Source organism: Streptomyces sp. NPDC001822, from assembly GCF_042892135.1.
Lineage (GTDB): Bacteria > Actinomycetota > Actinomycetes > Streptomycetales > Streptomycetaceae > Streptomyces.
Window position 1 is genome coordinate 74,939 of the sequence record NZ_JBIATW010000011.1, and the last position, 21,108, is coordinate 96,046.

General features: G+C 70.2%; 22 protein-coding genes, 1 tRNA gene and 1 pseudogene. 14 read left to right on the forward strand and 10 right to left on the reverse strand.

Features of this window, described 5'->3' with window-relative positions:
* Positions 1 to 23: 23 nt before the first annotated feature.
* Together arsB and ACFYY2_RS24200 are read right to left on the reverse strand one after the other, a co-directional pair.
* Positions 24 to 1,163, reverse strand: a complete 1,140-nt coding sequence (gene arsB / locus ACFYY2_RS24195; protein ID WP_388746247.1) for an ACR3 family arsenite efflux transporter — start codon at positions 1,161 to 1,163, stop codon at positions 24 to 26.
* The gene (locus ACFYY2_RS24200) at positions 1,160 to 1,468 is read right to left on the reverse strand and encodes an ArsR/SmtB family transcription factor (protein WP_388746249.1); all 309 of its coding nucleotides are present in this window, start codon (positions 1,466 to 1,468) and stop codon (positions 1,160 to 1,162) included. Before ACFYY2_RS24200 ends, arsB begins: the two co-directional genes overlap by 4 nt.
* Before the next feature lie 94 nt (positions 1,469 to 1,562).
* Here ACFYY2_RS24200 and ACFYY2_RS24205 point away from each other — a divergent pair, with 94 nt between their 5' ends.
* Positions 1,563 to 1,988, forward strand: coding sequence for an arsenate reductase ArsC (locus tag ACFYY2_RS24205; RefSeq protein ID WP_388746251.1), 426 nt, complete (start codon positions 1,563 to 1,565; stop codon positions 1,986 to 1,988).
* 271 nt (positions 1,989 to 2,259) lie between these two features.
* The gene (locus ACFYY2_RS24210) at positions 2,260 to 2,727 is read left to right on the forward strand and encodes a DUF4240 domain-containing protein (protein WP_388746590.1); all 468 of its coding nucleotides are present in this window, start codon (positions 2,260 to 2,262) and stop codon (positions 2,725 to 2,727) included.
* Positions 2,728 to 2,916: 189 nt separating this feature from the next.
* Here the strand turns inward: ACFYY2_RS24210 and ACFYY2_RS24215 are convergent, their stop codons facing one another.
* Complete coding sequence (locus ACFYY2_RS24215) at positions 2,917 to 3,087, reverse strand: hypothetical protein (protein ID WP_388746253.1); 171 nt, start codon at positions 3,085 to 3,087, stop codon at positions 2,917 to 2,919.
* 136 nt (positions 3,088 to 3,223) lie between these two features.
* Between ACFYY2_RS24215 and ACFYY2_RS24220 the strand changes: the two are divergent.
* A pseudogene (locus tag ACFYY2_RS24220) lies at positions 3,224 to 3,475 on the forward strand (tyrosine-type recombinase/integrase); the annotation flags it as partial.
* Positions 3,476 to 3,546: 71 nt separating this feature from the next.
* Here ACFYY2_RS24220 and ACFYY2_RS24225 read toward each other — a convergent pair.
* Positions 3,547 to 3,619, reverse strand: a tRNA-Arg gene (locus ACFYY2_RS24225).
* A 227-nt stretch (positions 3,620 to 3,846) separates the two neighbouring features.
* Between ACFYY2_RS24225 and ACFYY2_RS24230 the strand changes: the two genes are divergently transcribed.
* Positions 3,847 to 5,628 (forward strand): class I adenylate-forming enzyme family protein, encoded by a 1,782-nt coding sequence (locus ACFYY2_RS24230; protein ID WP_388746255.1) that lies wholly within the window; start codon positions 3,847 to 3,849, stop codon positions 5,626 to 5,628.
* 108 nt (positions 5,629 to 5,736) lie between these two features.
* Here the strand turns inward: ACFYY2_RS24230 and ACFYY2_RS24235 are convergent, their stop codons facing one another.
* The gene (locus ACFYY2_RS24235) at positions 5,737 to 7,014 is read right to left on the reverse strand and encodes a M6 family metalloprotease domain-containing protein (RefSeq protein ID WP_388746257.1); all 1,278 of its coding nucleotides are present in this window, start codon (positions 7,012 to 7,014) and stop codon (positions 5,737 to 5,739) included.
* Positions 7,015 to 7,287: 273 nt separating this feature from the next.
* On the opposite strand from ACFYY2_RS24235, the gene ACFYY2_RS24240 reads away from it, so the two are divergent.
* Both ACFYY2_RS24240 and ACFYY2_RS24245 read left to right on the forward strand, forming a co-directional pair.
* Positions 7,288 to 7,950 carry a TetR/AcrR family transcriptional regulator gene (locus ACFYY2_RS24240; RefSeq protein ID WP_388746259.1) on the forward strand — a complete coding sequence of 221 codons (663 nt, stop codon included), beginning with the start codon at positions 7,288 to 7,290 and terminating at the stop codon, positions 7,948 to 7,950.
* Between the two features lie 235 nt (positions 7,951 to 8,185).
* Positions 8,186 to 9,706, forward strand: coding sequence for an MFS transporter (locus ACFYY2_RS24245; RefSeq protein WP_388746261.1), 1,521 nt, complete (start codon positions 8,186 to 8,188; stop codon positions 9,704 to 9,706).
* 126 nt (positions 9,707 to 9,832) lie between these two features.
* Here ACFYY2_RS24245 and ACFYY2_RS24250 read toward each other — a convergent pair whose 3' ends face one another.
* Positions 9,833 to 10,345 (reverse strand): MarR family winged helix-turn-helix transcriptional regulator, encoded by a 513-nt coding sequence (locus ACFYY2_RS24250; protein WP_388746263.1) that lies wholly within the window; start codon positions 10,343 to 10,345, stop codon positions 9,833 to 9,835.
* A gap of 202 nt (positions 10,346 to 10,547) precedes the next feature.
* On the opposite strand from ACFYY2_RS24250, the gene ACFYY2_RS24255 reads away from it, so the two are divergent.
* Positions 10,548 to 11,330, forward strand: a complete 783-nt coding sequence (locus ACFYY2_RS24255) for a dioxygenase (RefSeq protein ID WP_388746265.1) — start codon at positions 10,548 to 10,550, stop codon at positions 11,328 to 11,330.
* On the opposite strand, the gene ACFYY2_RS24260 is transcribed toward ACFYY2_RS24255, so the two are convergent.
* Complete coding sequence (locus ACFYY2_RS24260) at positions 11,278 to 11,859, reverse strand: GNAT family N-acetyltransferase (RefSeq protein ID WP_388746267.1); 582 nt, start codon at positions 11,857 to 11,859, stop codon at positions 11,278 to 11,280. The two genes, ACFYY2_RS24255 and ACFYY2_RS24260, sit on opposite strands and share 53 nt — an antisense overlap.
* Before the next feature lie 147 nt (positions 11,860 to 12,006).
* Between ACFYY2_RS24260 and ACFYY2_RS24265 the strand changes: the two genes are divergently transcribed.
* Complete coding sequence (locus tag ACFYY2_RS24265; protein WP_388746269.1) at positions 12,007 to 13,008, forward strand: RNA polymerase sigma factor RpoD/SigA; 1,002 nt, start codon at positions 12,007 to 12,009, stop codon at positions 13,006 to 13,008.
* Between the two features lie 146 nt (positions 13,009 to 13,154).
* Here the strand turns inward: ACFYY2_RS24265 and ACFYY2_RS24270 are convergent, their stop codons facing one another.
* From ACFYY2_RS24270 to ACFYY2_RS24280, 3 genes are all read right to left on the reverse strand, one after another.
* Positions 13,155 to 13,370, reverse strand: a complete 216-nt coding sequence (locus ACFYY2_RS24270) for a hypothetical protein (RefSeq protein ID WP_388746271.1) — start codon at positions 13,368 to 13,370, stop codon at positions 13,155 to 13,157.
* Between the two features lie 31 nt (positions 13,371 to 13,401).
* Positions 13,402 to 14,154 carry a DUF6227 family protein gene (locus ACFYY2_RS24275; protein ID WP_388746273.1) on the reverse strand — a complete coding sequence of 251 codons (753 nt, stop codon included), beginning with the start codon at positions 14,152 to 14,154 and terminating at the stop codon, positions 13,402 to 13,404.
* A 123-nt stretch (positions 14,155 to 14,277) separates the two neighbouring features.
* Positions 14,278 to 15,351, reverse strand: coding sequence for a P1 family peptidase (locus ACFYY2_RS24280; protein ID WP_388746275.1), 1,074 nt, complete (start codon positions 15,349 to 15,351; stop codon positions 14,278 to 14,280).
* A gap of 304 nt (positions 15,352 to 15,655) precedes the next feature.
* Between ACFYY2_RS24280 and ACFYY2_RS24285 the strand changes: the two genes are divergently transcribed.
* From ACFYY2_RS24285 to ACFYY2_RS24310, 6 genes are read left to right on the forward strand one after another with little or no spacing between them, the layout of a single operon-like run.
* Positions 15,656 to 16,816, forward strand: coding sequence for an MFS transporter (locus ACFYY2_RS24285; RefSeq protein WP_388746277.1), 1,161 nt, complete (start codon positions 15,656 to 15,658; stop codon positions 16,814 to 16,816).
* Positions 16,813 to 19,137 (forward strand): molybdopterin oxidoreductase family protein, encoded by a 2,325-nt coding sequence (locus ACFYY2_RS24290; RefSeq protein ID WP_388746279.1) that lies wholly within the window; start codon positions 16,813 to 16,815, stop codon positions 19,135 to 19,137. Before ACFYY2_RS24285 ends, ACFYY2_RS24290 begins: the two co-directional genes overlap by 4 nt.
* A 7-nt stretch (positions 19,138 to 19,144) precedes the next feature.
* Complete coding sequence (locus tag ACFYY2_RS24295) at positions 19,145 to 19,747, forward strand: 4Fe-4S dicluster domain-containing protein (RefSeq protein WP_329038244.1); 603 nt, start codon at positions 19,145 to 19,147, stop codon at positions 19,745 to 19,747.
* Entirely contained in the window at positions 19,744 to 20,433 is a 690-nt protein-coding gene (locus ACFYY2_RS24300; RefSeq protein WP_388746281.1) for a ubiquinol-cytochrome c reductase iron-sulfur subunit, read from the forward strand. Before ACFYY2_RS24295 ends, ACFYY2_RS24300 begins: the two co-directional genes overlap by 4 nt.
* Positions 20,430 to 20,831, forward strand: a complete 402-nt coding sequence (locus tag ACFYY2_RS24305) for a hypothetical protein (RefSeq protein WP_388746283.1) — start codon at positions 20,430 to 20,432, stop codon at positions 20,829 to 20,831. The genes ACFYY2_RS24300 and ACFYY2_RS24305 overlap by 4 nt, the downstream gene beginning before the upstream one ends.
* A 22-nt stretch (positions 20,832 to 20,853) precedes the next feature.
* Positions 20,854 to 21,081: a hypothetical protein gene (locus ACFYY2_RS24310; RefSeq protein ID WP_388746285.1), complete on the forward strand. Its 228-nt coding sequence runs from the start codon at positions 20,854 to 20,856 to the stop codon at positions 21,079 to 21,081.
* Positions 21,082 to 21,108: the final 27 nt, after the last annotated feature.

Below are 21,108 nucleotides of genomic sequence, written 5' to 3' on the forward strand. Positions count from 1 at the left end.
GGCGCCGTCGGCCCGGCAGCGCGTCAGCTTTCCCCTCCGGGGGTGGCGAGGGCTCCGGGGGTGGTGACGGCGTGGGGGGTGAACTTCTTGCGCCAGGCGAGGGCGACGTGGACGAGGCCGATCAGGACGGGCACCTCGATGAGCGGTCCGACGACACCGGAGAGGGCCTGGCCGGAGGTGACGCCGAAGGTGGCGATGGCGACGGCGATGGCCAGCTCGAAGTTGTTGCCCGCCGCGGTGAACGCCAGGGTCGCGGTGCGGTCGTAGGCGAGGCCGAGGCCCTTGCCGAGGAGGAACGTCCCGAAGAACATGATCGCGAAGTAGACCAGGAGCGGCAGTGCGATCCGCACGACGTCCCAGGGCTGCGAAGTGATCGTCTTCCCCTGCAGGGCGAACAGCACGACGATGGTGAACAGCAGTCCGTACAGTGCCCAGGGACCGATCCTCGGCAGGAACTTCGCCTCGTAGCCGCTGCGGCCCATCCTCCGTTCACCGACGCGGCGGGTGAGGAAGCCGGCGAGCAGGGGGATGCCGAGGAAGACGACGACGTTCAGTGCGATGTGCGGGACGGGCACGTCCAGGCCCTGGCCGTCGCCGAGGTTCATCCAGCGGGGCAGCAGGTCGAGGTAGAACCAGCCCAGCAGGCCGAACGCGAGTACCTGGAACACCGAGTTGAGGGCGACGAGTACGGCCGCGGCCTCGCGGTCGCCGCAGGCGAGGTCGTTCCAGATGATGACCATGGCGATGCAGCGGGCCAGTCCGACGATGATCAGGCCCGTGCGGTACTCGGGCAGGTCGGGCAGGAAGATCCACGCCAGGGCGAACATCACCGCCGGTCCGGCGATCCAGTTGACGGCCAGTGAGGAGACGAGCAGCTTGCGGTCGCTGGTCACGCGGTCGAGCCGGTCGTAGCGGACCTTGGCGAGGACCGGGTACATCATCACCAGCAGGCCGAGCGAGATCGGCAGGGAGATCCCGCCGATCTCGATCTTCGCGAGCGCGTCGTTCATCCCCGGGACCATGCGGCCCAGGCCCAGACCGACGGCCATGGCGAGCAGGATCCACACCGCGAGGTAGCGGTCGAGGGTCGAGAGCTTCTTGACGATCGAGTCGTCCCCGCCGCCGGCCGGAGCGCGGGAGGCGGAGGGCTCCGTGAAGGTCACGGGCAGGCCCTCTTGTTCTCGGAAGCGGTACGGGCGGAGTCGGCCAGGGCGGCGAACTGCTCCGAGATCCCGGCCAGGACCTCGGGCCTGAGCTTGTAGTAGGTGAAGCGGCCGCAGGGCTCGGTGTCCACCACGCCCGCCTCGCGCAGAACCTTCATGTGGTTGGACAGGTTGGTCTGCTTCGCGCCGGTCTCCTCGATCAGATGCGTCGTGCAGAGCGTCTCGCGCGCCAGCAGGGTCACGATCCGGAGGCGGAGCGGATCGCCCAGCACCCGGATCAGATCAGGATCTACTGATGTCGGCATGCGCTGATACTGTCACATCATCGCTTGCTGATATCAGTGGGGGGTGAAGTGATTGGCGGGTGAGTCCGCCGTGCGACGAGAGAGAGCGATCATCATGGCCGAGTCCTCCGGCAAGCCGTCCGTCCTGTTCGTCTGCGTCCACAACGCCGGCCGCTCCCAGATGGCCGCCGCCTGGCTGACCCATCTGGCCGGGGACCGCGTCGAGGTCCGCTCCGCCGGCTCGGACCCTGGCGCCTCCGTCAACCCCGCGGCCGTCGATGCGATGGCCGAGGTCGGCATCGACATCGCCGCCGAGACCCCGAAGATCCTCACCGTCGACGCGGTCCGCCAGTCCGACGTGTGCATCACGATGGGCTGCGGCGACACCTGCCCCGTCTTCCCCGGCAAGCTCTACCTCGACTGGGAGCTGGAGGACCCCGCCGGCCAGGGCGTGGAAGCGGTCCGCCCGATCCGCGACGAGATCAGGGCCCTTGTCGAGAACTTGATCGCCGAGATCGCCCCCGGACGCAATCCCGCGTAGCCCGGACAGGGGGATGGAGCAGTGGTAACCCCGCTGTGGGCGCTGGCCGTTGACGGAGCATCATCCTTGAGGACGTTCGGCCCGGGGGCGGGGGCCGAGCCCGCGGAAGCTTTGGCAGTTCGGTTGTGGCGTCCTGGTCGTGGGTGGGGTGCTGCTCATGGCTGCTGTCGACAGCCGGGTGTGACCGCCCCCGTCCGCCGTTGTTGATGTCGGCCGTGGATGCCGGACCGGCGTGGATGTCGGACCGGCCTGGCATTCTGCGCCAGTGAGAATGACATGGGCCGCCTTCTGGCCGCTGATTGCCACCCTGAACGGCAAAGCAACTGAAGAGAGTTGCCATCGCCTCGCTGAGGAGCTGGGCCGCCGCCCAGTCCCCGACGTCATCGGTTTCGCGGAGCGCCTCGCGGAGGCCCTCTACCGCTTGGATCAAGAGAGGTTCGGCACCCTGCCGGTGGCCGACCTGACGGCCCGGCTCGGCAGCCCGTTCCCGCAGTCGTCCGACGTGTTCCTGTACTCGCGCTGTGCTGTGGTGGCCGCGGGACAGGGCGTGTGGGAGAGCGTGTTCTTCGACGACGACAAGTTCGCGCCCTACACCTCAAGCGACTGTGACGGCGAGTGGCTGCTGTACGTGCCGGACAAGGCGTACGAGCTGGCCACCGGCGAGCGGTGGGACCGCTCGACCCGGTACTGCTTCGAGAGCTACTCCAACCGTGACGGTTGGCCGGACCTGCGGGACTGAGGGCTTCGAACCCCACACCCACCGCAGGCGAACGGCCCCCCTGACAGCGAATCGGCCGAGGCCGTTCTCGGGCGTCCCGCCTTTTGGTGTCCGGCGCCCGGGGTTCCCCGCTGCTTCGACGCTGGTCGGCACGGCAGCGGCACGGGACAGTTCTGATCCGTAGCTCCAGCTGGAGCGGTGAGCAGCTGGCTATCCGCTGAGCGCTTCCACGACGTAAAGGAAGAACTTCAGGCCGAAGGCTGCGACGATCCCAAGTGCGACGACTCCCAGTGAGCAGACCAGTGCGATCACGGTCATCAACCGAGCCCATCCTTGAGCCCGGGTGTAGTCGGATTCGTCGCCCCGACCCTGGTCAGACATGATGCCCCCTTGCCGGTCACTGTACTTAGCGAGGGTCAGGTGGGGCTCTGCTGTTCGGCGGGACAGGGGTGAGTACGTGACCTCATCCTTGTCGGGTCGGCGCATGGGGGCCACCCACCGTGACTGATCCGATTCGAACGTCTACCGCTCCTTCACCCGGGTTGCCGAATCCGTCGGCCTCCGGGTGATCCGCTTGCACGATGCTCGGCACGGCTGCGCCACGATCCTCACCGTGGTTGGGGTGGCTCCTCGCGTCGTGATGGAGATCCTCGGGCACTGCCAGATCAGCATCACGATGGACGTGTACACCCAAGTCGTCCACGACACCCAGCGTGAGGCGATCAGCCACATGGACCGCCTGCTCAAGAGGCGGCCCGGCCGTGAGTGACCGCGGCGTTGATGTCAGACGTGGATGTCAAAAGGCCACCTACGGATATCCGTAGGTGGCCTCTTCCCTTGTGCCCCCGGCAGGATTCGAACCTGCGACACCCGCTTTAGGAGAGCGGTGCTCTATCCCCTGAGCTACGAAGGCGTTCGATGATCCCGGTCCGCGAGGACTGGGCCACCGCCGTCAGTGTAGCGGGTGAGGTGAGGTCCTCACCTGGGGTTCCCCTCCCGCGCGCCACGAGCCGGCAACCCGGAGGGGGGATCAGGCGAGGAGTGGCCCCGGGGTGCGTTCGGCGTGGGGCGCGGTTGACGCCCGCCAGGCGCGGGTCATAGCGTCGCCGGATCGCTGAGCCTGCCGTGGAGGGGCCGTACGTGCCGCACCCCGATCCGAGCCGCCCCCTTCCTTCCGCTCCCGCCGCCGATCCCGCGGCCCGCGCCCGCATCGAGAGGTCCCTGACCGCTCCCGGGGCTCCCTTCGCCGTGGTCCGTGCCGAGCACGGGCCCCTCGTCTACGCCAACGGGCCGCGCACACTGCGGGAGTTCGTGGAGGCCACCTGGGCGTTCGGCGATCAGCCGTTCCTGCTGGCGGGTGAACGGGTCTGGTCGTACGGCGAGTTCTTCGCCGCTGCCTCCGCGCTGGCGCGGCGGTTCACCGAGACGTACGGACTGCGCCCCGGTGACCGGGCCGTGGTGGCCATGCGGAATCACCCGGAGTGGCAGGTGGCCTTCTGGGCGGTGCAGTTGGCCGGTCTCGTCGCCGTGCCGCTCAACGCGTGGTGGACCGAGGCCGAGTACGCCTACGCCCTGGACGACTGTGATCCGCGCGCCCTGCTCGTCGACGGGGAGCAGCTGCCGAAGGTGGCCGCCTGGGCCCATAAGGCCGGGGTGCGGGTCGTCGTCTTCCATGACGACCTCGGAGCCGGCGAGCTGCCCGAGGGGGCCGAGCGGTACGCGGACCTTCCGGAGCCCGACCCGATGGAGGCGCCTCCCGAGGTGGAGATCCGGCCGGAGGACGACTCGACGATCATCTACACCTCCGGTACCACCGGCCGTCCCAAGGGCGCCGTGGCCACTCACCTCGCCCAGGCCGGAGCCGCCCTCAACCCGCGCTATCAGGCTGCCGTCTCCGCGCTCGCCCGGGGAGTCGTCCCCGGCCAGGGGCCCGCGCCGGTGACGCTGATGACCTTCCCCTTCTTCCACGTCGCCGCGTTCACCAGCCTCTACTCGGCCATGTCGGCGGGAGGCACGCTCGTCCTGATGCCGAAGTGGGACGCCGACGAGGCCCTGCGCCTGATCCGCAGGCACGGGATCACGCACTACGCGGGGGTTCCGGCCACCGCGCTCCAGTTGCTGACGGCGGCCGAAGACGCGGGTGACGGCCTGGAGAGCCTGAAGGGGCTGAACACCGGCGGGGCTGCGGCACCGCCCGACCTGGTCGGCCGGCTGTCGGCGCTGTACGGCGAGCGGATCGAGCCGCGCAACGGGTACGGCCTGACCGAGACCAGCGGTGGTGTGCTGGCCAACTTCGGCGCCCTCTATCGCGCGCATCCCGATTCCGTCGGCACGCCCACACCGGCGACCGAGGTGATGGTCGCCGACCCCGCGGGGGAGCCGGTCCCGGACGGTGAGGTCGGCGAGCTGTGGCTGCGGGGCCAGTCGCTCGCCCGCGGGTACTGGCGCGACGAGGCCGCGACGGCCGGGGCGTTCTCGGGCGGCTGGTTCCGTACCGGTGACCTCGCCGTCCTGCGCGACGGGCTGGTGGCCGTCGTCGACCGCATCAAGGACGTGGTCGTCAGGGGCGGCGAGAACGTCCACTGCGTGGAGGTCGAGGCCGTCCTGCACGATCACCCCGACGTGGAGGACGCGGCGGTGTTCGGCGTACCGCATCCGGTGCTGGGGGAGGAGGTGGCGGCGGTCGTCCGGCCGCGGCCCGGTACGACGGTCACGGCGGACGCGCTGCGGGCGCACGTCGGCCGGAGCCTGGCCCCGTTCAAGGTCCCTGCCCGTGCGCTGGTGTCGAGGGATCCGCTGCCCCGGAACGCCACGGGCAAGATCCTCAAGCGTGAGCTGCGTGAGCTGCGTGAGCTGCGTGAGGTACGTGGGGTGCGTGGGCTGGTTGACGAGCAGGCCCGAGGCGAGAGGCCCGAAGCCTGAGGTCGGGGTCTGAGGTCGGGGCCCGAGGTCCGGGGCCTGAGGTCTACGGCCCGAGGCCTGAGCACCGAGCCCCGAGGGAGCAGCGCTCGCAGGCGAACCCGTGCGTGTTCAGGGCCGGGTGATCCGCACCCGGTAGTTCCCGTCCTCGTCCTTCGCGATCACGGAGATCCGTATGTTGTTGGCCCGGTCGGTGAACGTCTCGCCCGGTTCGAACGGGGCGTCGGAGAGTTCGGCGTGCACATTGGGGCGCCGGGTGCAGCCGCCGCTGTCCTCGGTGCTGTCGGCGACCGAGACGGGGCCCTGGCCGGTGTCCACGTCCGAACTCACCTTGTAGATCAGCACGCCGGGCCGGCAGACCGCCTCGTCGTTGCCCTCCGGGGTCCGCACCTCCACCGCGTAACCGGACTGCGCGGTCAGGGGTACAAAGGCCAGCTTGGGGCCGCCCGCCGTGGCCAGCGGTCCGAGTGTGTGCTCGCTGGTTCCCGACATGGCGGCGCAGCCGACCTGGTCGTCGTCCAGCCAGCCGAGTTTCCACTTGTGCCAGCCCAGGAGGTCGTTGTTGGCACCCCAGTCCTCGGACATGATGTCCCAGTGCCCCACGGAGCCCCCGCCCTCCGGCGTGTAGAGGTCGGGCAGCCCGAAGACGTGGCCGTTCTCGTGGGGCAGGACCCGGTAGCCGGTCTCCGGGTACGAGCCCGAACCGTCGTCCTGGCGGCTGTACACGAAGGATGTGTTGGCGAGCGGGACTCCGTCGGCGAAGGGGGCGTCGTCGTTGCCGGAGAAGGTGACCGACAGGACGGTGTCCAGGGCCGAGGGTCCTGCGTTCGGCGTGACCAGCACGTTGACCAGGTTGTAGGCCGAGAAGTCGACCTTCGGGTCGGCGGCGCTCACGAGGTCCCTGACGAGTTCGCGGTATCCCGGTTCGTAGGGTGATCCCCGCTCGATGCCGTACTCGGCGAACGGCAGCGGCATCCGCAGCCAGTCGGCCACGGGAGCTTCCGGGACGTAGGTCAGCCGGCCGTAGGAGCTGGTGCTGAACCATTCGCTGGTCTGGGGGAAGAACTCCGCCAGCCGGTCGGCGGCGGGTTCCGTCGCCTGTGCGTCGGGGAAGTCGATCATCAGGTTCAGGGCCCTGATCCGGCCGGTGGAACGTGCGTAGCCGGGCGGTGTCGGTATGCCCTCCGACATCTGCACGCCCATGGCCGTGGATATTCGACACGGTGCCAGACCGGGACCCCGCGGCGCGGCCACCGGTCCCGCGGAGGCGCGGCCGGCGATGGGGAGGGTGGAGCTGGCGGATGCCATCGTGGCGATGACCAGTGCCGTCGCTCCGGCGAGCGCGAGGGGCCGACGCCAGGCGCGTATCCGGTGGCGGGGCTGCTGCATGGGCGTCGCCTTCGGGTCCGCGGCAGCCGGCCGGCCCTGGCTGCGCTCTGGCGCTCAGCCTCCGCCGGGTCGTGGGGTACCGCTCGTTGGGTGCGCCGATGGAGGGTTTTTCGGCGCGGGCCCATTCCCCTGAGACGTGTGGCGCAGGTCACAAAGGAGCGGGAAATAACCGGGGACCGTTTCCCCGTTTGAACCTGTGTCCCCGCCAAGCGGGGGATCGTTCCCCGGTTGTGTTCCAGGGATCGCCTTGTATCCGGACGAAGGGCCGCCGTCGTGAAGACCGCAGTCGAACCCGCCGCCTTCACCGCAGGCCGCCGTACGCCCCGCCCGCGGGCCGACGCACTGCGCAACAGGGAGCGGATCGTCGCGGCCGCCCGTGAGATGTTCGTCGAGTTCGGGCCGCACGTTCCGCTCGACGACGTCGCGCGGCGTGCGGGTGTCGGAAACGCCACGCTCTACCGCAACTTCCCCGACCGCGTCGCCCTGATCCACGAGGTCGTACTCGCCGTCACCTCCCGCACGACCGATCGTGCGGAGGAGGCCGCCGCGGCCGAGTCCGACCCGTTCGCAGCGCTCAGCCGTTTCGTGCACGACGCGGCGGACGAGCGGATCGGTGCCCTCTGCCCGATGCTGACGGGTGCCTTCGACCACGAACACCCCGACCTGCTCGCCGAGCGCCGTCGCCTCGAAGAGGCCGTCGAAGGGCTCGTGGAGCGCGCCATGACCGCAGGGAGGCTGCGCACCGACATCGCCGTCGGTGACGTACTCGTCGCCCTCTCCCAGCTCACCCGGCCACTGCCCGGCATCGCCTGCCCGGGTATCGACCGGTTCACCCACCGCCATCTGCAGATCTTCCTGGACGGGCTGGAGTCCCCGGCCCGGTCCGAGCTGCCCGGTACGGCGGCCACCTTGGAGGACCTGCGCAGCGGGCGCTGACGCCCGCGCACCGGAGAACGCACAGACGACGAGCCCACAGAGGCCGACACCACCCGCGCGCCCACAGAGGCCGACACCACCCCTATGAAGCGGGCCGTGCTCCGACCGGCAGGTCGGGCCGACGGCACCTCCCGCCTTTTTTCCGGCTACGCAAGCGGCCCGTTCGCGGTGTCCCGTCGCCGGCATCAGCACTTCACGACTTCACGACCCTTCGCGTCCTTAGGTGGCCACATCCATGTCGAAAACACTCGACGCCCTGCCAGATCCCAATCGCTGGAAAGCGCTGGCGTTCATCGCCCTCGCCCAGCTGATGGTCGTGCTCGACTCGACCATCGTGAACATCGCGCTGCCCTCGGCCCAGACGGACCTGGGCATCTCCGACGGCAACAAGCAGTGGGTCATCACCGCGTACGCGCTCGCGTTCGGCGGGCTCCTGCTCTTCGGCGGCCGGATAGCCGACCTCTGGGGCCGTAAGCGCACCTTCGTGGTGGGCCTGCTCGGCTTCGCCGCCGCCTCCGCACTGGGCGGTGTGGCCCAGGGTGAGGGCATGCTGTTCGGTTCGCGTGCCCTGCAGGGCCTGTTCGGCGCGCTGCTCGCGCCGTCCGCCCTCTCCCTGCTCGCGGTGATGTTCACCGACGCCAAGGAGCGGGCCAAGGCCTTCGGTATCTACGGTGCCATCGCCGGTGGCGGTGGCGCGGTCGGCCTGATCCTCGGTGGGTTCCTGACCGAGTACCTCAACTGGCGCTGGACTTTCTTCGTCAACGTCCCGTTCGCGATCGCCGCCGCCGCGGGTGCCTACCTGGTCATCCGCGAGCCCTCCGGCAGCCGGAACCGCGCCGCGCTCGACATCCCTGGTGTGGTCCTGTCGACGCTGGGCCTCGTCTCGCTGGTGTACGGCTTCACCCGCGCCGAGTCGGCCGGCTGGTCGGACTCGCTGACCATCGGTATGTTCGTCGCCGCCGGTGTGCTGCTGTCCGCGTTCGTGCTCACCGAGGCGCGCGTGAAGTCGCCGCTGCTGCCCCTGCGCGTCGTGATGGACCGTAACCGCGGTGGTGTCTACCTCTCGCTGGGTCTCGCCATCATCGCGATGTTCGGGCTGTTCCTCTTCCTCACCTACTACCTGCAGCTGGTCAAGGGCTACAGCCCGGTCAAGACCGGCTTCGCCTTCCTGCCGATGATCGCGGGCATGATCACCGGGTCCACGCAGATCGGCGCGCGTCTGATGACGAGGGTTCCGCCGAGGATGCTGATGGGCCCCGGATTCCTGGTGGCCGCCACCGGCATGCTGCTGCTGACCCAGCTGGACATCGGCACCTCGTACGCGGGTGTCATCCTGCCGGCGGAGCTGCTGCTCGGCCTGGGCATGGGCTCGGCCTTCATGCCGGCCATGTCGCTGGCCACGCACGGCATCGAGCCGCGTGACGCCGGTGTGGCCTCCGCGATGGTGAACACCTCGCAACAGGTCGGCGGCGCCATCGGCACGGCGCTGCTGAACACGATCGCCGCGGGCGCCACCAGTGCCTACATCGTCGATCACGTCGCGGGTGCCACGGACCCGAAGGTGCTGCAGCTGCAGGCCACCGTTGCCGGTTTCGCGAGCGCGATCTGGTGGGCGGTCGGAATCCTCGTCGTCGCCTCGGCGATCGCGGTGGTGCTGATCAACACCGGACGCCCGGGTGCGGGGAAGCCCGGTGCCTCGGGCGAGGGCGCGAGCGGCCTCGACGACGAGTTCAAGATCCCGGTCGTCGCGCACTGACGCAGGGCGTCGCGCACGGACTCCGGTCCTCGCACACTGACCGGGGTCGTCGCACACCGGCCCCGGTCTCCGGCCGCGGGGTGTAGTCCCGCGGCTGTCACAACCCCTGATCTGCCCTGGTCCCGCTCAGCGGAGCCAGGGCAGATCCGCGTTCGCGCCCTCGGGCTGGAGGCCGGTGGCGATGACCTGCATGATCTCGCCGAGACTCGTCACCTGTTCCGGGGTGAGGCGGGCGAACATCGCCTGGCGTACGGCATCGACGTGCCCCGGTGCCGAGCGGGCGAGCATCACGTGGCCCTCGTCGGTGAGTACGGCGTTCTGGCCGCGCTTGTCCGAGGGGCACTCCTCGCGGCGGACCCAGCCGTTCTTCTCCAGCCGGGCGACGGCGTGCGAGAGCCGGGAGCGGGTGATCTTGGCGTCCTTCGCCAGCTCGGTCATGCGCATGCGCCGACGGGGCGCCTGGGAGAGCTGGACGAGCAGCCCGTAGTAGATGTGCGGCATCCCGGCGTCCCGCTGCAGCTGGCGGTCGAGGTGGTCCTCCATGAGCGTGGTGGCATGGAGGTAGGCGCGCCACACGCCCTGTTCTTCGTCGGTGAGCCAGTGGGGCCCGCCGGTGGGTGCCGTGGTCATGGGCTCCACTGTACGACCTTTCCTTGAAAGTTTAACTAGATGGGACTAGGGTATGCGGGAGTAGGAACTTGAAGATTCAAGATGTCTTTGGATCCTCACGATGTCGATTCGATGAGTCGATCTGCCGAGTCCCCGGCGCCGGCCGCAGTTACCCGTCACCGGTGGTTGTGGAGAACACACCTACCCCGGCCGGCAGAGGAATGGGAGTGCCATGACAGTCGCCGCGGACCGGATGCCCGCCCTCTACCTCTCGCACGGAGCCCCGCCACTCGCCGACGACCCCGTGTGGCCCGGCGAGCTCGCGGCCTGGTCTGCTGGGCTCCCCCGCCCCAAGGCCGTCCTGATGGTCTCCGCGCACTGGGAGGAGGCCCCGCTCGCCATCGGCGCCACCGAGGCGGTGCCCCTCGTCTACGACTTCTGGGGGTTCCCCGAGCACTACTACCGGGTGCAGTACGCCGCACCGGGCGCCCCGAAGCTCGCCGAGGACGTCCGCAAGCTGCTGCGCGCCGCAGGGACGCCCGTCCAGGACATCCCGGACCGAGGCCTCGACCACGGGGCGTACGTCCCTCTGGTCGAGATGTTCCCGGACGCCGGTGTCCCGGTGCTCCAGATCTCCATGCCGACGCTCGACCCGCGGAAGCTGATGGACATCGGCCGGAAGCTCGCCCCCCTGCGCGACGAGGGCGTGCTCATCGTCGGCAGCGGCTTCTTCACGCACAACCTGGCCGCACTGCGGCACCAGGGCGGCGGCACTCCCGGCTGGTCGGCGGAGTTCGACGACTGGGGCGACCGGGCGCTCCGCGCGCAGGACGTGGACGCCCTGCTCGACTTCGAGCGCAAGTCTCCGGCCGGGAAGCTGGCCCATCCGCGCACCGAGCACTTCGCCCCGCTGTTCGTCACGCTCGGGGCCGCCGAGGACGAGCTCGACCAGGGGCGCAGTGTCATCGACGGTTTCTGGATGGGGCTGGCGAAGCGCTCGGTCCAGTTCGGCTGAGCAGCGGCTTCTCGTACCAGGAGACGTCCCAGTAGCGCCCGAACTTCCGGCCCACCTCGGTGTACGTACCGACGTGGCGGAAGCCGAAGGTGTCGTGCAGCCTGACCGACGCCTCGTTGGGCTGCGCGATCGCGGCGTAGGCGCGGTGCAGGTCCTCGTCCGCCAGGGCCTCGAACAGGGCCTTGTAGAGGAGGGTGCCGATGCCGCGGCCGGTCGTGCCCGGCGCGCAGTAGACGCTCACCTCGACGGAGGTGCCGTAGGCGGCCTTGGGCCGGTACGGGCTGCTGGTGGCATAACCGAGGAGCCGACGGGCGTTGTCACCGGTACGGGGGTCCTGGGCAACCAGGAGCCGGTGAGGGCCGTCTTCCGGATGGGAGCGCAGCCAGGGCAGCCGGTCCTCGGGAGCGAAGGGCTTCGTGTCGAATGTGAGGGCGGTCTCACGGACGTAATGGTTGTAGATGTCCGTGAGGGGCGCGAGGTCAGCCTCGACGCCAGGCCTGACCAGCACTTCTGCGGGTATCCGCACCATGTGTCCTCCCGTGGGGGCGGACAGGGTACTGCATGATCTCAAAAGTGAATGGTCCCGGTGGGAATTCTGTCCGGATTCCAGTCGTTGTTTCCATCGGATGCAGGGCACCCGAAAGGGTGTCGCGACCTACTCAGTAAGGGAGCTCGCATGGCAACCCGTGCCGTCGCTCGTCGTTCGTCCGCCAGCACCGGCGGGACCGACCGGGCAAGCAGTGTTCGCGCCGTGGGCGGGGAAATCGCCGATCGCGACCTGGTCGGCATGTACCTGGACGAGATCGCCCGCACACCTCTGCTCGACGCCGCCAAGGAGGTCGAGCTCTCCCAGACGATCGAGGCGGGCGTCTTCGCCCAGCAGATCCTCGACGGCGAGGTGGAGAGCGATGCCGGCGGAGCGACGCGTGAGGAGCTCCAGGCGCTGGTCGCCGAGAGCGAGCGCGCCAAGGACGTGTTCATCCGGTCCAACCTCCGGCTCGTCGTTGCCGTGGCCAGGCGCTACCCGAGGGCGGGCCTGCCCCTCCTCGACCTGATCCAGGAGGGGAACGCGGGCCTGGTGCGCGCGGTCGAGAAGTTCGACTACGCCAAGGGCTTCAAGTTCTCCACCTACGCCACCTGGTGGATCCGGCAGGCCATCACCCGGTCCATCGCCGATCAGTCCCGCACCATCCGCCTCCCCGTGCACCTCGTGGAGGAGCTCGGCAGGATCCGGCGAGTGCAGCGCGAGTTCAACCGTGAGCACGGGCGCGACCCGGACCACACGGAGATCGCGGCCGAGCTGGACACCAAGGCCGAGCGGGTCAGCAACGTCCTGGACTGGGCTCGTGACCCGGTCAGCCTGAACATGTCCGTGGACGACGACGGGGACACGCAGTTCGGTGACCTGCTGGAGGACACCTCCGCCGTCTCGCCCGAGCAGTCCGTGATGACGCTGCTGCGCAGCGAGGAGCTCGAGGACCTGATCGGCAAGCTCGACAACCGCACCGCTTCGATCATCCGGATGCGTTACGGAATCGAGGACGGCCGGGAGCGGACCCTCACCGAGGTCGGCAAGCAGCACGGTCTGACACGAGAGCGGATCCGCCAGATCGAGAAGCACGCACTACTCGAATTGAAGCGAATGGCTCACGACACGGGCTTTGACGCTGCGGCGTGAGCCGATACCCCGTAATCTCCCCATCAAGCCGGTTCGCACCGGCCCGACGACCGGTCTCCCTTCCGGTCCCATGAGCTGAGCCCCGGCGCCCACCCCCCCCCGGCGCCGGGGCTCATCCATGTCCGTTCCGAGGCCTTGAGGTCCGCTCAACCGCCTCGACGTCCGCTCCGCGACCCCATGTCCGAGTCCGGGCATGCCACGCGCAGGCGGCAGCCGTGCTCGCCCGAGGGCTCCGGGACGCCGAGCCCGGCGGGCAGCCGCGCCCGCACGAACTCCACCGGGGCCCGGAACGTCACGTCGACCGGCGGCCCGGGCTGCGCCCGGGACATCGAGCGGGTGAGGAAGCGCCGGTCCGTGCTCACCAGCCTGTACGGCTCGACCTGCCGCCTGGACTCAGCAGATCCGGGTGCGGTTCTCCATGGCCCGGCGCGCGGACTGCTCGTCGTCGTAGACCTCGCACATGTGGCGGCCGTCGGGAGTGGCCGTGTGCTCGACCTCCCACAGGCTCGTCTCCGTGCCGTCCAGGAGCAGGAAGGCGTGTTCGTAGAGGGTGAAGCCCGCGTCCCGTCCGTCGACGTGGAACTGGCGGCCGAAGATCTGGGTGATGTGGTGGGCGAAGGCGGCCCGCAGCCGCCCGGCGGTCGCGGGGCCCGGCCGGTCGCCGTTCTCCGCGCGGCGGAGGACACGGCGGGCATGGTCCGCCGAGTCGTCCTGCGCGTACATCCGGGGCGCGGGGGCCGGGGGGACGCTCATCAGCAGGGTGAGGACTTCGAGGTCCTCCCGCAGGCTGTCGTCGCCCAGTGCCGAGGCGGAGTCCCAGAAGCTGCCCGCGAGCCGCGCGGCGGCGACACGGGCGTCGCCCTCGTCGTCGTACAGCTCGTGGCGGACCGAGGTGCCCGGGTTGGCCCTGCCGCCTCCGTGCACCAGCTCCCACAGGGTGAGCGCGGTGCCGTCGGAGAGGAGATAGGTGTGCCGGTAGGTCTCGCGGTGCAGGGCGGCGCTGTGATGGGAGGAGTAGAGGGAACTGCTGTGCGCCAGGGCCGTGCCGAGCCGGTCGACCGTGGTGTCGGACAGATCGAAGGAGTTGAGGGCGCATCGCAGGAGTCGCTCGAGGTGCTGCTCGGTTGTCTCGTACGGATCGCTCAAGGTGCTCTCTCCAGGCCGTCGCCGCGTGTTACCCGATGCGTGCATAACGTAGTCCCTGGGTCTGACATCGTGACCGGGGTTCGCAAAAAACGTACCGCGCGCGCAGAAAGTTCCCACAGCCCTTCAGGACGGTCCGTAGAGCTCGCCGTACGAGGGGAAGGAGCCCCCGGGGCCGTCGGCGCCCCGGGCCGCCCGGATCGCCTTGACGATGGCGCGGGCCAGGACATCCGCGCCGGCCGCGAGCAACTCGTTGAGGACGGCCACGGGATCCGGTGGCAGTGGCACCCGACCGGTGGCCAGAGTGAAGACCGTGTCCCCGTCGGTGAGCAGGTGAACGGGCCGGACGGCGCGCGCGAGGCCGTCGTGCGCCACGCCCGCGAGCTTCTGCGCCTGGGCCCGGGTGAGCGCGGCGTCGGTGGCGACGACGGCGATCGTGGTGTTGAACGGAAGATCCCCCTGCGCACCGTCGCGCGCCGCCTCCTGGATCTCCGCCAGCCGGCGTCGCGCTGCCGCGTGTACCGCGGGGTCGGGGTGTGCGGGCGGTTCCCCCGTGCCGTATTCGCCGTAGAGCACACCGGTCCGCGGATCGAGCACGGAGCCGGCCGCGTTGACCACGGCCAGCGCGGCGACCGTGGCGCCGGTGGCCAGGCGCAGGCTCGCCGTGCCCACGCCGCCCTTCAGCCTCCCGGCGACGGCGCCCGTCCCCGCGCCCACCGAGCCCTCGGGCACCGGTGAGCCCGGCTCGGAGGAGGCTGCCGCCTCCACCGCGGCCCGTCCGGTCGAGGCGTCGGGACGGGCCCGCCAGTCACCGCCCCGGCCGAGATCGAAGAGGCAGGCGGTGGGCACCACCGGCACCACCTGCGCGGGGTCGGCTCCGACGCGTACACCGCGCCCCTGCTCCTCCAGCCAGGCCATCACCCCGGACGCCGCGTCGAGTCCGTAGGCGCTGCCTCCCGTGAGGACGATCGCGTCGACCCGCTGCACGAGGTTGCGCGGGTCGAGGGCGTCCGTCTCCCGGGTGCCGGGTCCGCCGCCCCGGACATCCACGGCTGCCACGGCCCCGCCCTGCGGAGCCAGGACGACGGTGGTTCCGCTCAGCGCACGCGCGCCCGGCGCGCGGGCATGACCGACGCGGATGCCGGCCACATCCGTCAGGGCGTCCAGCGGGCCGGGAACGGGCAGGTGGTCGTCGGTCATCGGCACTCCTCGGTCGGTCATCGGGACCCCTCGTCGGTGCGGTGGTGCGGTGGTGCGGTGGTGCGGACGTGCGGTGGTGCGAGCCTGTGGTGCGGCGTGCGGTGGTGCGAGCCTGTGGTGGTGCGGCGTGCGGACGTGCGGACTCTCCGCCGCCGGGTCCGTCCACCGGCGAACGTACAGCGGGCGACCAGTGGGCACGGAGGGGCGTGCCGGGATGCCGGAGCGCGGGCCACCTGGGCGACGTGCCCACCCTCTGGATGCCCATAGAGCGTCCAATAGCACATAACGGACCTACGGTGGCCGGGTGACCGAGCCAGCTGAAGTCCCCAGCGAAGCCGAGCGGCACGATCCCGGTGCGCGCACCGGCTCTCCCGGCGGGGCGGCCGGAAGACAGCCCGGCCGGGGCCCGTCCCTCCTGGCGCGGGCGGCCGATGCCCTCCCGCGATCCGTGTCCGGCCGCGCCGGCATCGTCGGGGCGGTCGTCTCCGGACTGCTGATCCTCGCGATCATGCTCGGCAGCCGGCTGCTGCACGACTTCGACTCGGCGCTGTTGCCCTATGCCGTGGCCACGGTCTTCCTCGCCTTCGGGGTCGCCTACCGCTACACGGTCTGGATCTCCGCCCCCGGCGCCCGGCGGCTCTTCGAGAAGGGCTGGGGCAGCCTGTTCTCGGCCGAGAACTTCCGCAGGGCCCCGACCGCCCTGCCGAAGATGGCCGCGACCTACCTCGGATTCCAGAAGTTCCTCGGGGCCCGCTCCCACGCCCGCTGGGCGGCCCATCAACTCATCTTCTGGGGATGCGTCCTGGCCGCGCTGATCACCTTCCCGCTGACCTGGGGCTGGTTCACCTTCACCTCGGGCAGCGGCTCCGGGCCCGGTTACGAGATGCGCGTCTGGGGCTTCAAGATCCTCGGCTTCGACTCGCTGGACTTCGTCGGCTGGGTGCTGTTCCACGGCCTGGATCTCGCCGCCGTACTCGTCATCCCCGGCGCCTCCTACTTCCTGTGGCGGAGGATGAAGGACCGCGGCGCGATCACCGGGCAGCGTTTCGCCTACGACATGGTCCCGCTGCTCGCCCTGATCATCATCTCGGTGACCGGCCTGCTGCTGACCTTCTCCTCGATCTTCCTGCACGGCGGCGGCTACGAGTTCCTCGCCGTCCTGCACATGGTCTCGGTGGTCTTCACCCTCATCTACATCCCCTTCGGGAAGTTCTTCCACATCGTGCAGCGCCCGGCGGCGGTCGGCATGCAGCTCTTCAAGTACACCGGACGACAGGACGACGAGGTCTTCGCCTGCCGCCGCTGCGAGGAGCCGATCGACACCGGCCCGTACGTCGAGAACCTGCGCGCCACCATGCGCGACCTGGACCTCCGCTTCGACGAGTGGGCCGAGTACTGCCCGCGCTGTAAGCGGGTCCTGCGCGGCAACGCCTATCTCACCCAGGTCAAGAAAGGCTTCAAGTGACAGCGGACCCTCGCGCTGCCGACCGCCGCACGGTCGTTCCCCTCGACCCCGCCCTCGCGCCGCCGGGCACACGGGGCTTCCGGGACGCGGGCGGCATCCCGGCCGACCGGTGGCACGCCGACCAGAACGGCGAGACGCTCGTCCCGACGCACTGCTGCTTCTGCGGTGTCCAGTGCGGGATGTACCTCCGCGTCGACCACGGGGGCAAGGTCTTCGGCGTAGAGCCCCGCAACCACGACATCAACCGCATGCGGCTCTGCCCCAAGGGCATCAACGCCTACCAGCAGGTCAACCACCCCGACCGGCTCACCGCACCGCTCATGCGGCGTTCCCGTGACGAGGCGCTGCGCGAGGTCTCGTGGGACGAGGCGCTGGACTTCACCGTGTCCGAGATCAAGCGCATCCAGCGTGACCACGGCAACGACGCCTTCGGGATCCTCGGCGGCGCCAGCCTCTTCTCCGAGAAGACGTACCTGGTCGGGAAATTCGCCCGGGTCGCGCTCGGGACCCGGCACGTCGACTACAACGGCCGCCTCTGCATGGTCAGCGCCGCGGGCGCCAACAAGCTCGCCTTCAACATCGACCGGGCCGGCAACCCGTTCTCCGACATCCTGCTCACCGACTGCCTGCTGCTCGCCGGGGCCAACGTCGGGGAGTGCTTCCCGGTGCTGACGCAGTACGTCTGGGGGGCCCGGGACCGGGGTGCCACCCTCATCGTCGTCGACCCGCGCGAGACCGCCGTCGCACGCACGGCCGACATCCACGTCGCCCTCAAGCCCGGCACCGACTCCGCCTTCTTCAACGCCGTGCTGAACGTGGTGATCGAGGAGGGCCTGACCGACGAGGCCTTCCTCGCCGCGCACGCCGGCGGCTGGGAGGAGGTCAAGGCCAATGCCGCCCACTACCCGCCCTCCCGCGCCGCGGAGATCTGCGGCGTCCCCGCGGAACAGGTCGTCCAGGTCGCCCGCGCCTTCGCCCGCGCCCCCAAGGCGATGGCCTTCCACGCCCGGGGCATCGAGCACCACACCCAGGGCGTCGAGAACTGTCTCACCGTGATCAACCTCTGCGCCGCGACCGGCCACCTCGGCAAGCCCGGCGCCGGGTACGGCACCCTGACCGGGCAGGGGAACGGGCAGGGGGGCCGCGAGCACGGCCAGAAGTCCGACCTCCTCCCCGGCGGCCGCTCGATCCTGAACGAGGAGCACCGCCGGCAGATCTGCGAGATCTGGGGGATCGAGGAGTCCGAACTCCCGGCGGCAGGCACCTCGATGATGGAAATGGTCTGGCAGATGCAGCGCCGCGAGATCCGCGGCCTGATCGGCATCTGCAACAACCCCTTCGTCTCGCTGCCCAACTACGCAGTGGTCAAGGACGGTTACGACACCACCGAGTTCCACGCCCAGTTCGACTTCTTCCTGTCCGAGACCGCGGCCAACGCGCACGTCGTCTTCCCGGTCACCGTCTGGGCGGAGGACGAAGGGGTGATGGCCAACGCCGAGGCGCGGGTGGTCAAACACAACAAGGCGCAGGAACCGCCCTCCGGCGTGCGCACCGACACGTGGGTGATGTGCGAGCTCGCCCGGCGGCTCGGAGCCGGGGACAAGTTCGCCTTCGGCAGCTCGCGCGAGGTCTTCGACGAGTTGCGCAGGGCCTCGGCCGGCACCGTCATCGACTACTCCGGCATCACCTACGAACGCCTGGAGGAGACCGGCGGAATCGCCTGGCCCTGTCCGTCCACCGACCATCCGGGCACGCCCCGGCTGTTCGAGGACGGCACGACATACCACGCGGACGGCAAGGTCCATATGCAGGTCGTCGAATGGCATCCGCCGGCCGACCCGTACGACGACGAGCACCCCATGTCGCTGACCACCGGACGCACGGTCGCTCACTTCCTCTCCGGCAACCAGACCCGCCGGCTGGGGGCCCTCGTCGAACAGACCCCGCGGCCGTGGGCCGAGGTGCACCCCTCGCACGGCTTCCGCAACGGTGAACCCGTCCGAGTCGTCACCCGGCGCGGCAGCGAGGTCTTCCCCGCCCTGGTGACCGAGGCGATCCGCCCCGACACCGTGTTCATCCCGTACCACTGGCCGGCCCCCACCTCCGCCAACGTGCTCACCATCGACGCACTCGACCCCCGCTCCAAGATCCCCGAGTACAAGGTCTGCGCCTGCCGCATCGAGCACGCGGCGGCGATCGACGAGGTACCGGCGCCTCCGGTCGCGCCGGGCCACGTCGCCTATCCGGAGACGCAGGTCTCCCGTACCGACCCGTTGCCGCCCACGGCCCCCCAGGGCCGCGGGACCTCGGAGAGGAGCTGACGCGCCGATGATGGGCAGAACGATCTTCATCGACCCGGGGCGCTGCATCGGCTGTCAGGCCTGTGTCTCCGCCTGCCGGGAGTGCGACTCCCACCGCGGCAAGTCGATGATCCACCTCGACTACACCGACGAGGGTTCCTCCGTCGCCTCCCTTCCCACGGTCTGCATGCACTGCGAGGACCCGGTGGCCCCCTGTGCCGAGGTCTGCCCGGCCGACGCGATCCTGGTCACCGCCGACGGGGTCGTGCAGCAGGCCGACACCACCCGCTGCATCGGATGCGCCAACTGCGTCAACGCCTGCCCCTTCGGTGTGCCGAAGATCGACCTCCAGGCGAAGCTGCAGATGAAGTGCAACCTCTGCTACGACCGCACCGCCTACGGCCTGGCGCCCATGTGCGCCACCGTCTGCCCGACCGGCGCCCTGTTCTACGGCACCGTCGAAGAGCTCCAGGCGGAGCGCCCCGGGGTGCAGGTCGCCGACACCTTCGTGTTCGGCGAGAGCGAGGTCCGCACGGGCGTGGCCATGGTCGTGCCGGCCGAGCGGGTCCGGTGGCCGGTGCCGGGCGGACTGCCCGTCGTCGAGATCAACGGGAAGGACGTCCGCCCATGAGCGTCACCGAGCAGGAGCAGCCGGGCCGCGACAACTCCGGCGGCGACCCACGCGAGGCGCTGCACGACAGGATCGCCGCGGACTCGCTCACCACCCGCCGCGACTATCTCCGGATCGTCGCCACGGTCTCCGGCGGCCTCGCCGTCGGCGGACTGGGGGTGGCGGGCGGCATCCTGCACCGGCAGGGGGAGACGGAGGACGGCAAGGCGCCGGCGCCGAAGCAGATCGCGGCACGACTTCTGCCCGGCCAGTCGCTCGCCTTCCGGTATCCCGGTGACGAGGACCGGGCGGTCGCCGTGCGGATGGACGACGGCACCCTCGTGGGCTACTCCGCCGTCTGCACCCATCTGGCCTGTGCCGTGCTCTGGCGCAAGGAACGCGGCTCGGAGGGCGAGCTCTACTGCCCCTGCCACGAGGGGGTGTTCGACGCGCGCACCGGTGAGGTCACAGCAGGCCCGCCGCCCCGCGGGCTGCCCAAGGTCGCGCTGACCGAGCTGGAGGACGGCAGTATCTGGGCCGTCGGCACCACCCGGTCCGGGGAGAGCATCGAGGAGGGGCTGTGCCGTCAGCTCGGCGACGGCCGCCCGGATCTCGCCGCCCGCATCGGCTGCCCGGGCACCGGGGGAGCCGAGGCGCCGCCAGGGGCTTCGCCCTCCGCTGCCGGGGCATCCGGGGGGCGGGCATGACGGAGCCCCTGGACCCGGTCGAGCCGCCGCGGCCGCAGAGCCGTCCCGCGACGCCTCCCGACTACCACCCGGGCAGCGCGCACGCCGAACTGAACCGTCCCCTGCACGAGCGTTACGCCCAGATCCGCCCCACCAGCGGCTACGTCGATCCCCGGGTACGTCACACGGGCCCGGGGCCCGGGGCGGGTGCGGAGCAGGAACCCGAGCGCTCGGCGAAGCTGACGGCACGGCTGGTGCTGGCCCTGAGCGTCGTCGTGGGCCAGCTGTGGGCGTTGACGGAGGTCGTGAACGTATGGATGGAGGGTGACACCGGCACGGCCTGGTGGGGCGCGGGATTCCTGTGCCTGTCGTTCCTCGTCGTCCTGGGGCTGTGGCTGCTCGACCCGAAGGACCGCTGAGCGTCCGCCGTACCCTGGACGTATGAGTACCGCCCCCACCTCCGGACCGCGAGAAGCGAAGCCGCAGCACTCGCAGGAACAGCCGCCGCGGGAGCCCCGGCCCAAGCCGTCGGCTCTGATCTTCGATGATCCGCTGGACCGGCAGTCCTCGGACGACACGGACCGGGGGTGGGGCGAGCGGGCTCCTGCCGGTGACAGCGCCGCCGACCTCGCGCGATTCCTTGACGAGAAGCCGCCTCACCACGTCTGAGCACGGCTTGCCGCGCGAGGTACTTCG

Coding starts and splice junctions, on each gene's coding strand:
- ACFYY2_RS24210 (WP_388746590.1), top strand. CDS start 2,260: ATGACATGGGCCGCCTTCTGGCCGCTGATTGCCACCCTGAACGGCAAA.
- ACFYY2_RS24295 (WP_329038244.1), top strand. CDS start 19,145: ATGATGGGCAGAACGATCTTCATCGACCCGGGGCGCTGCATCGGCTGT.
- ACFYY2_RS24305 (WP_388746283.1), top strand. CDS start 20,430: ATGACGGAGCCCCTGGACCCGGTCGAGCCGCCGCGGCCGCAGAGCCGT.
- ACFYY2_RS24205 (WP_388746251.1), top strand. CDS start 1,563: ATGGCCGAGTCCTCCGGCAAGCCGTCCGTCCTGTTCGTCTGCGTCCAC.
- ACFYY2_RS24245 (WP_388746261.1), top strand. CDS start 8,186: ATGTCGAAAACACTCGACGCCCTGCCAGATCCCAATCGCTGGAAAGCG.
- ACFYY2_RS24265 (WP_388746269.1), top strand. CDS start 12,007: ATGGCAACCCGTGCCGTCGCTCGTCGTTCGTCCGCCAGCACCGGCGGG.
- ACFYY2_RS24300 (WP_388746281.1), top strand. CDS start 19,744: ATGAGCGTCACCGAGCAGGAGCAGCCGGGCCGCGACAACTCCGGCGGC.
- ACFYY2_RS24200 (WP_388746249.1), bottom strand. CDS start 1,468: ATGCCGACATCAGTAGATCCTGATCTGATCCGGGTGCTGGGCGATCCG.
- ACFYY2_RS24310 (WP_388746285.1), top strand. CDS start 20,854: ATGAGTACCGCCCCCACCTCCGGACCGCGAGAAGCGAAGCCGCAGCAC.
- ACFYY2_RS24235 (WP_388746257.1), bottom strand. CDS start 7,014: ATGCAGCAGCCCCGCCACCGGATACGCGCCTGGCGTCGGCCCCTCGCG.
- ACFYY2_RS24260 (WP_388746267.1), bottom strand. CDS start 11,859: ATGGTGCGGATACCCGCAGAAGTGCTGGTCAGGCCTGGCGTCGAGGCT.
- ACFYY2_RS24255 (WP_388746265.1), top strand. CDS start 10,548: ATGACAGTCGCCGCGGACCGGATGCCCGCCCTCTACCTCTCGCACGGA.
- ACFYY2_RS24280 (WP_388746275.1), bottom strand. CDS start 15,351: ATGACCGACGACCACCTGCCCGTTCCCGGCCCGCTGGACGCCCTGACG.
- ACFYY2_RS24215 (WP_388746253.1), bottom strand. CDS start 3,087: ATGTCTGACCAGGGTCGGGGCGACGAATCCGACTACACCCGGGCTCAA.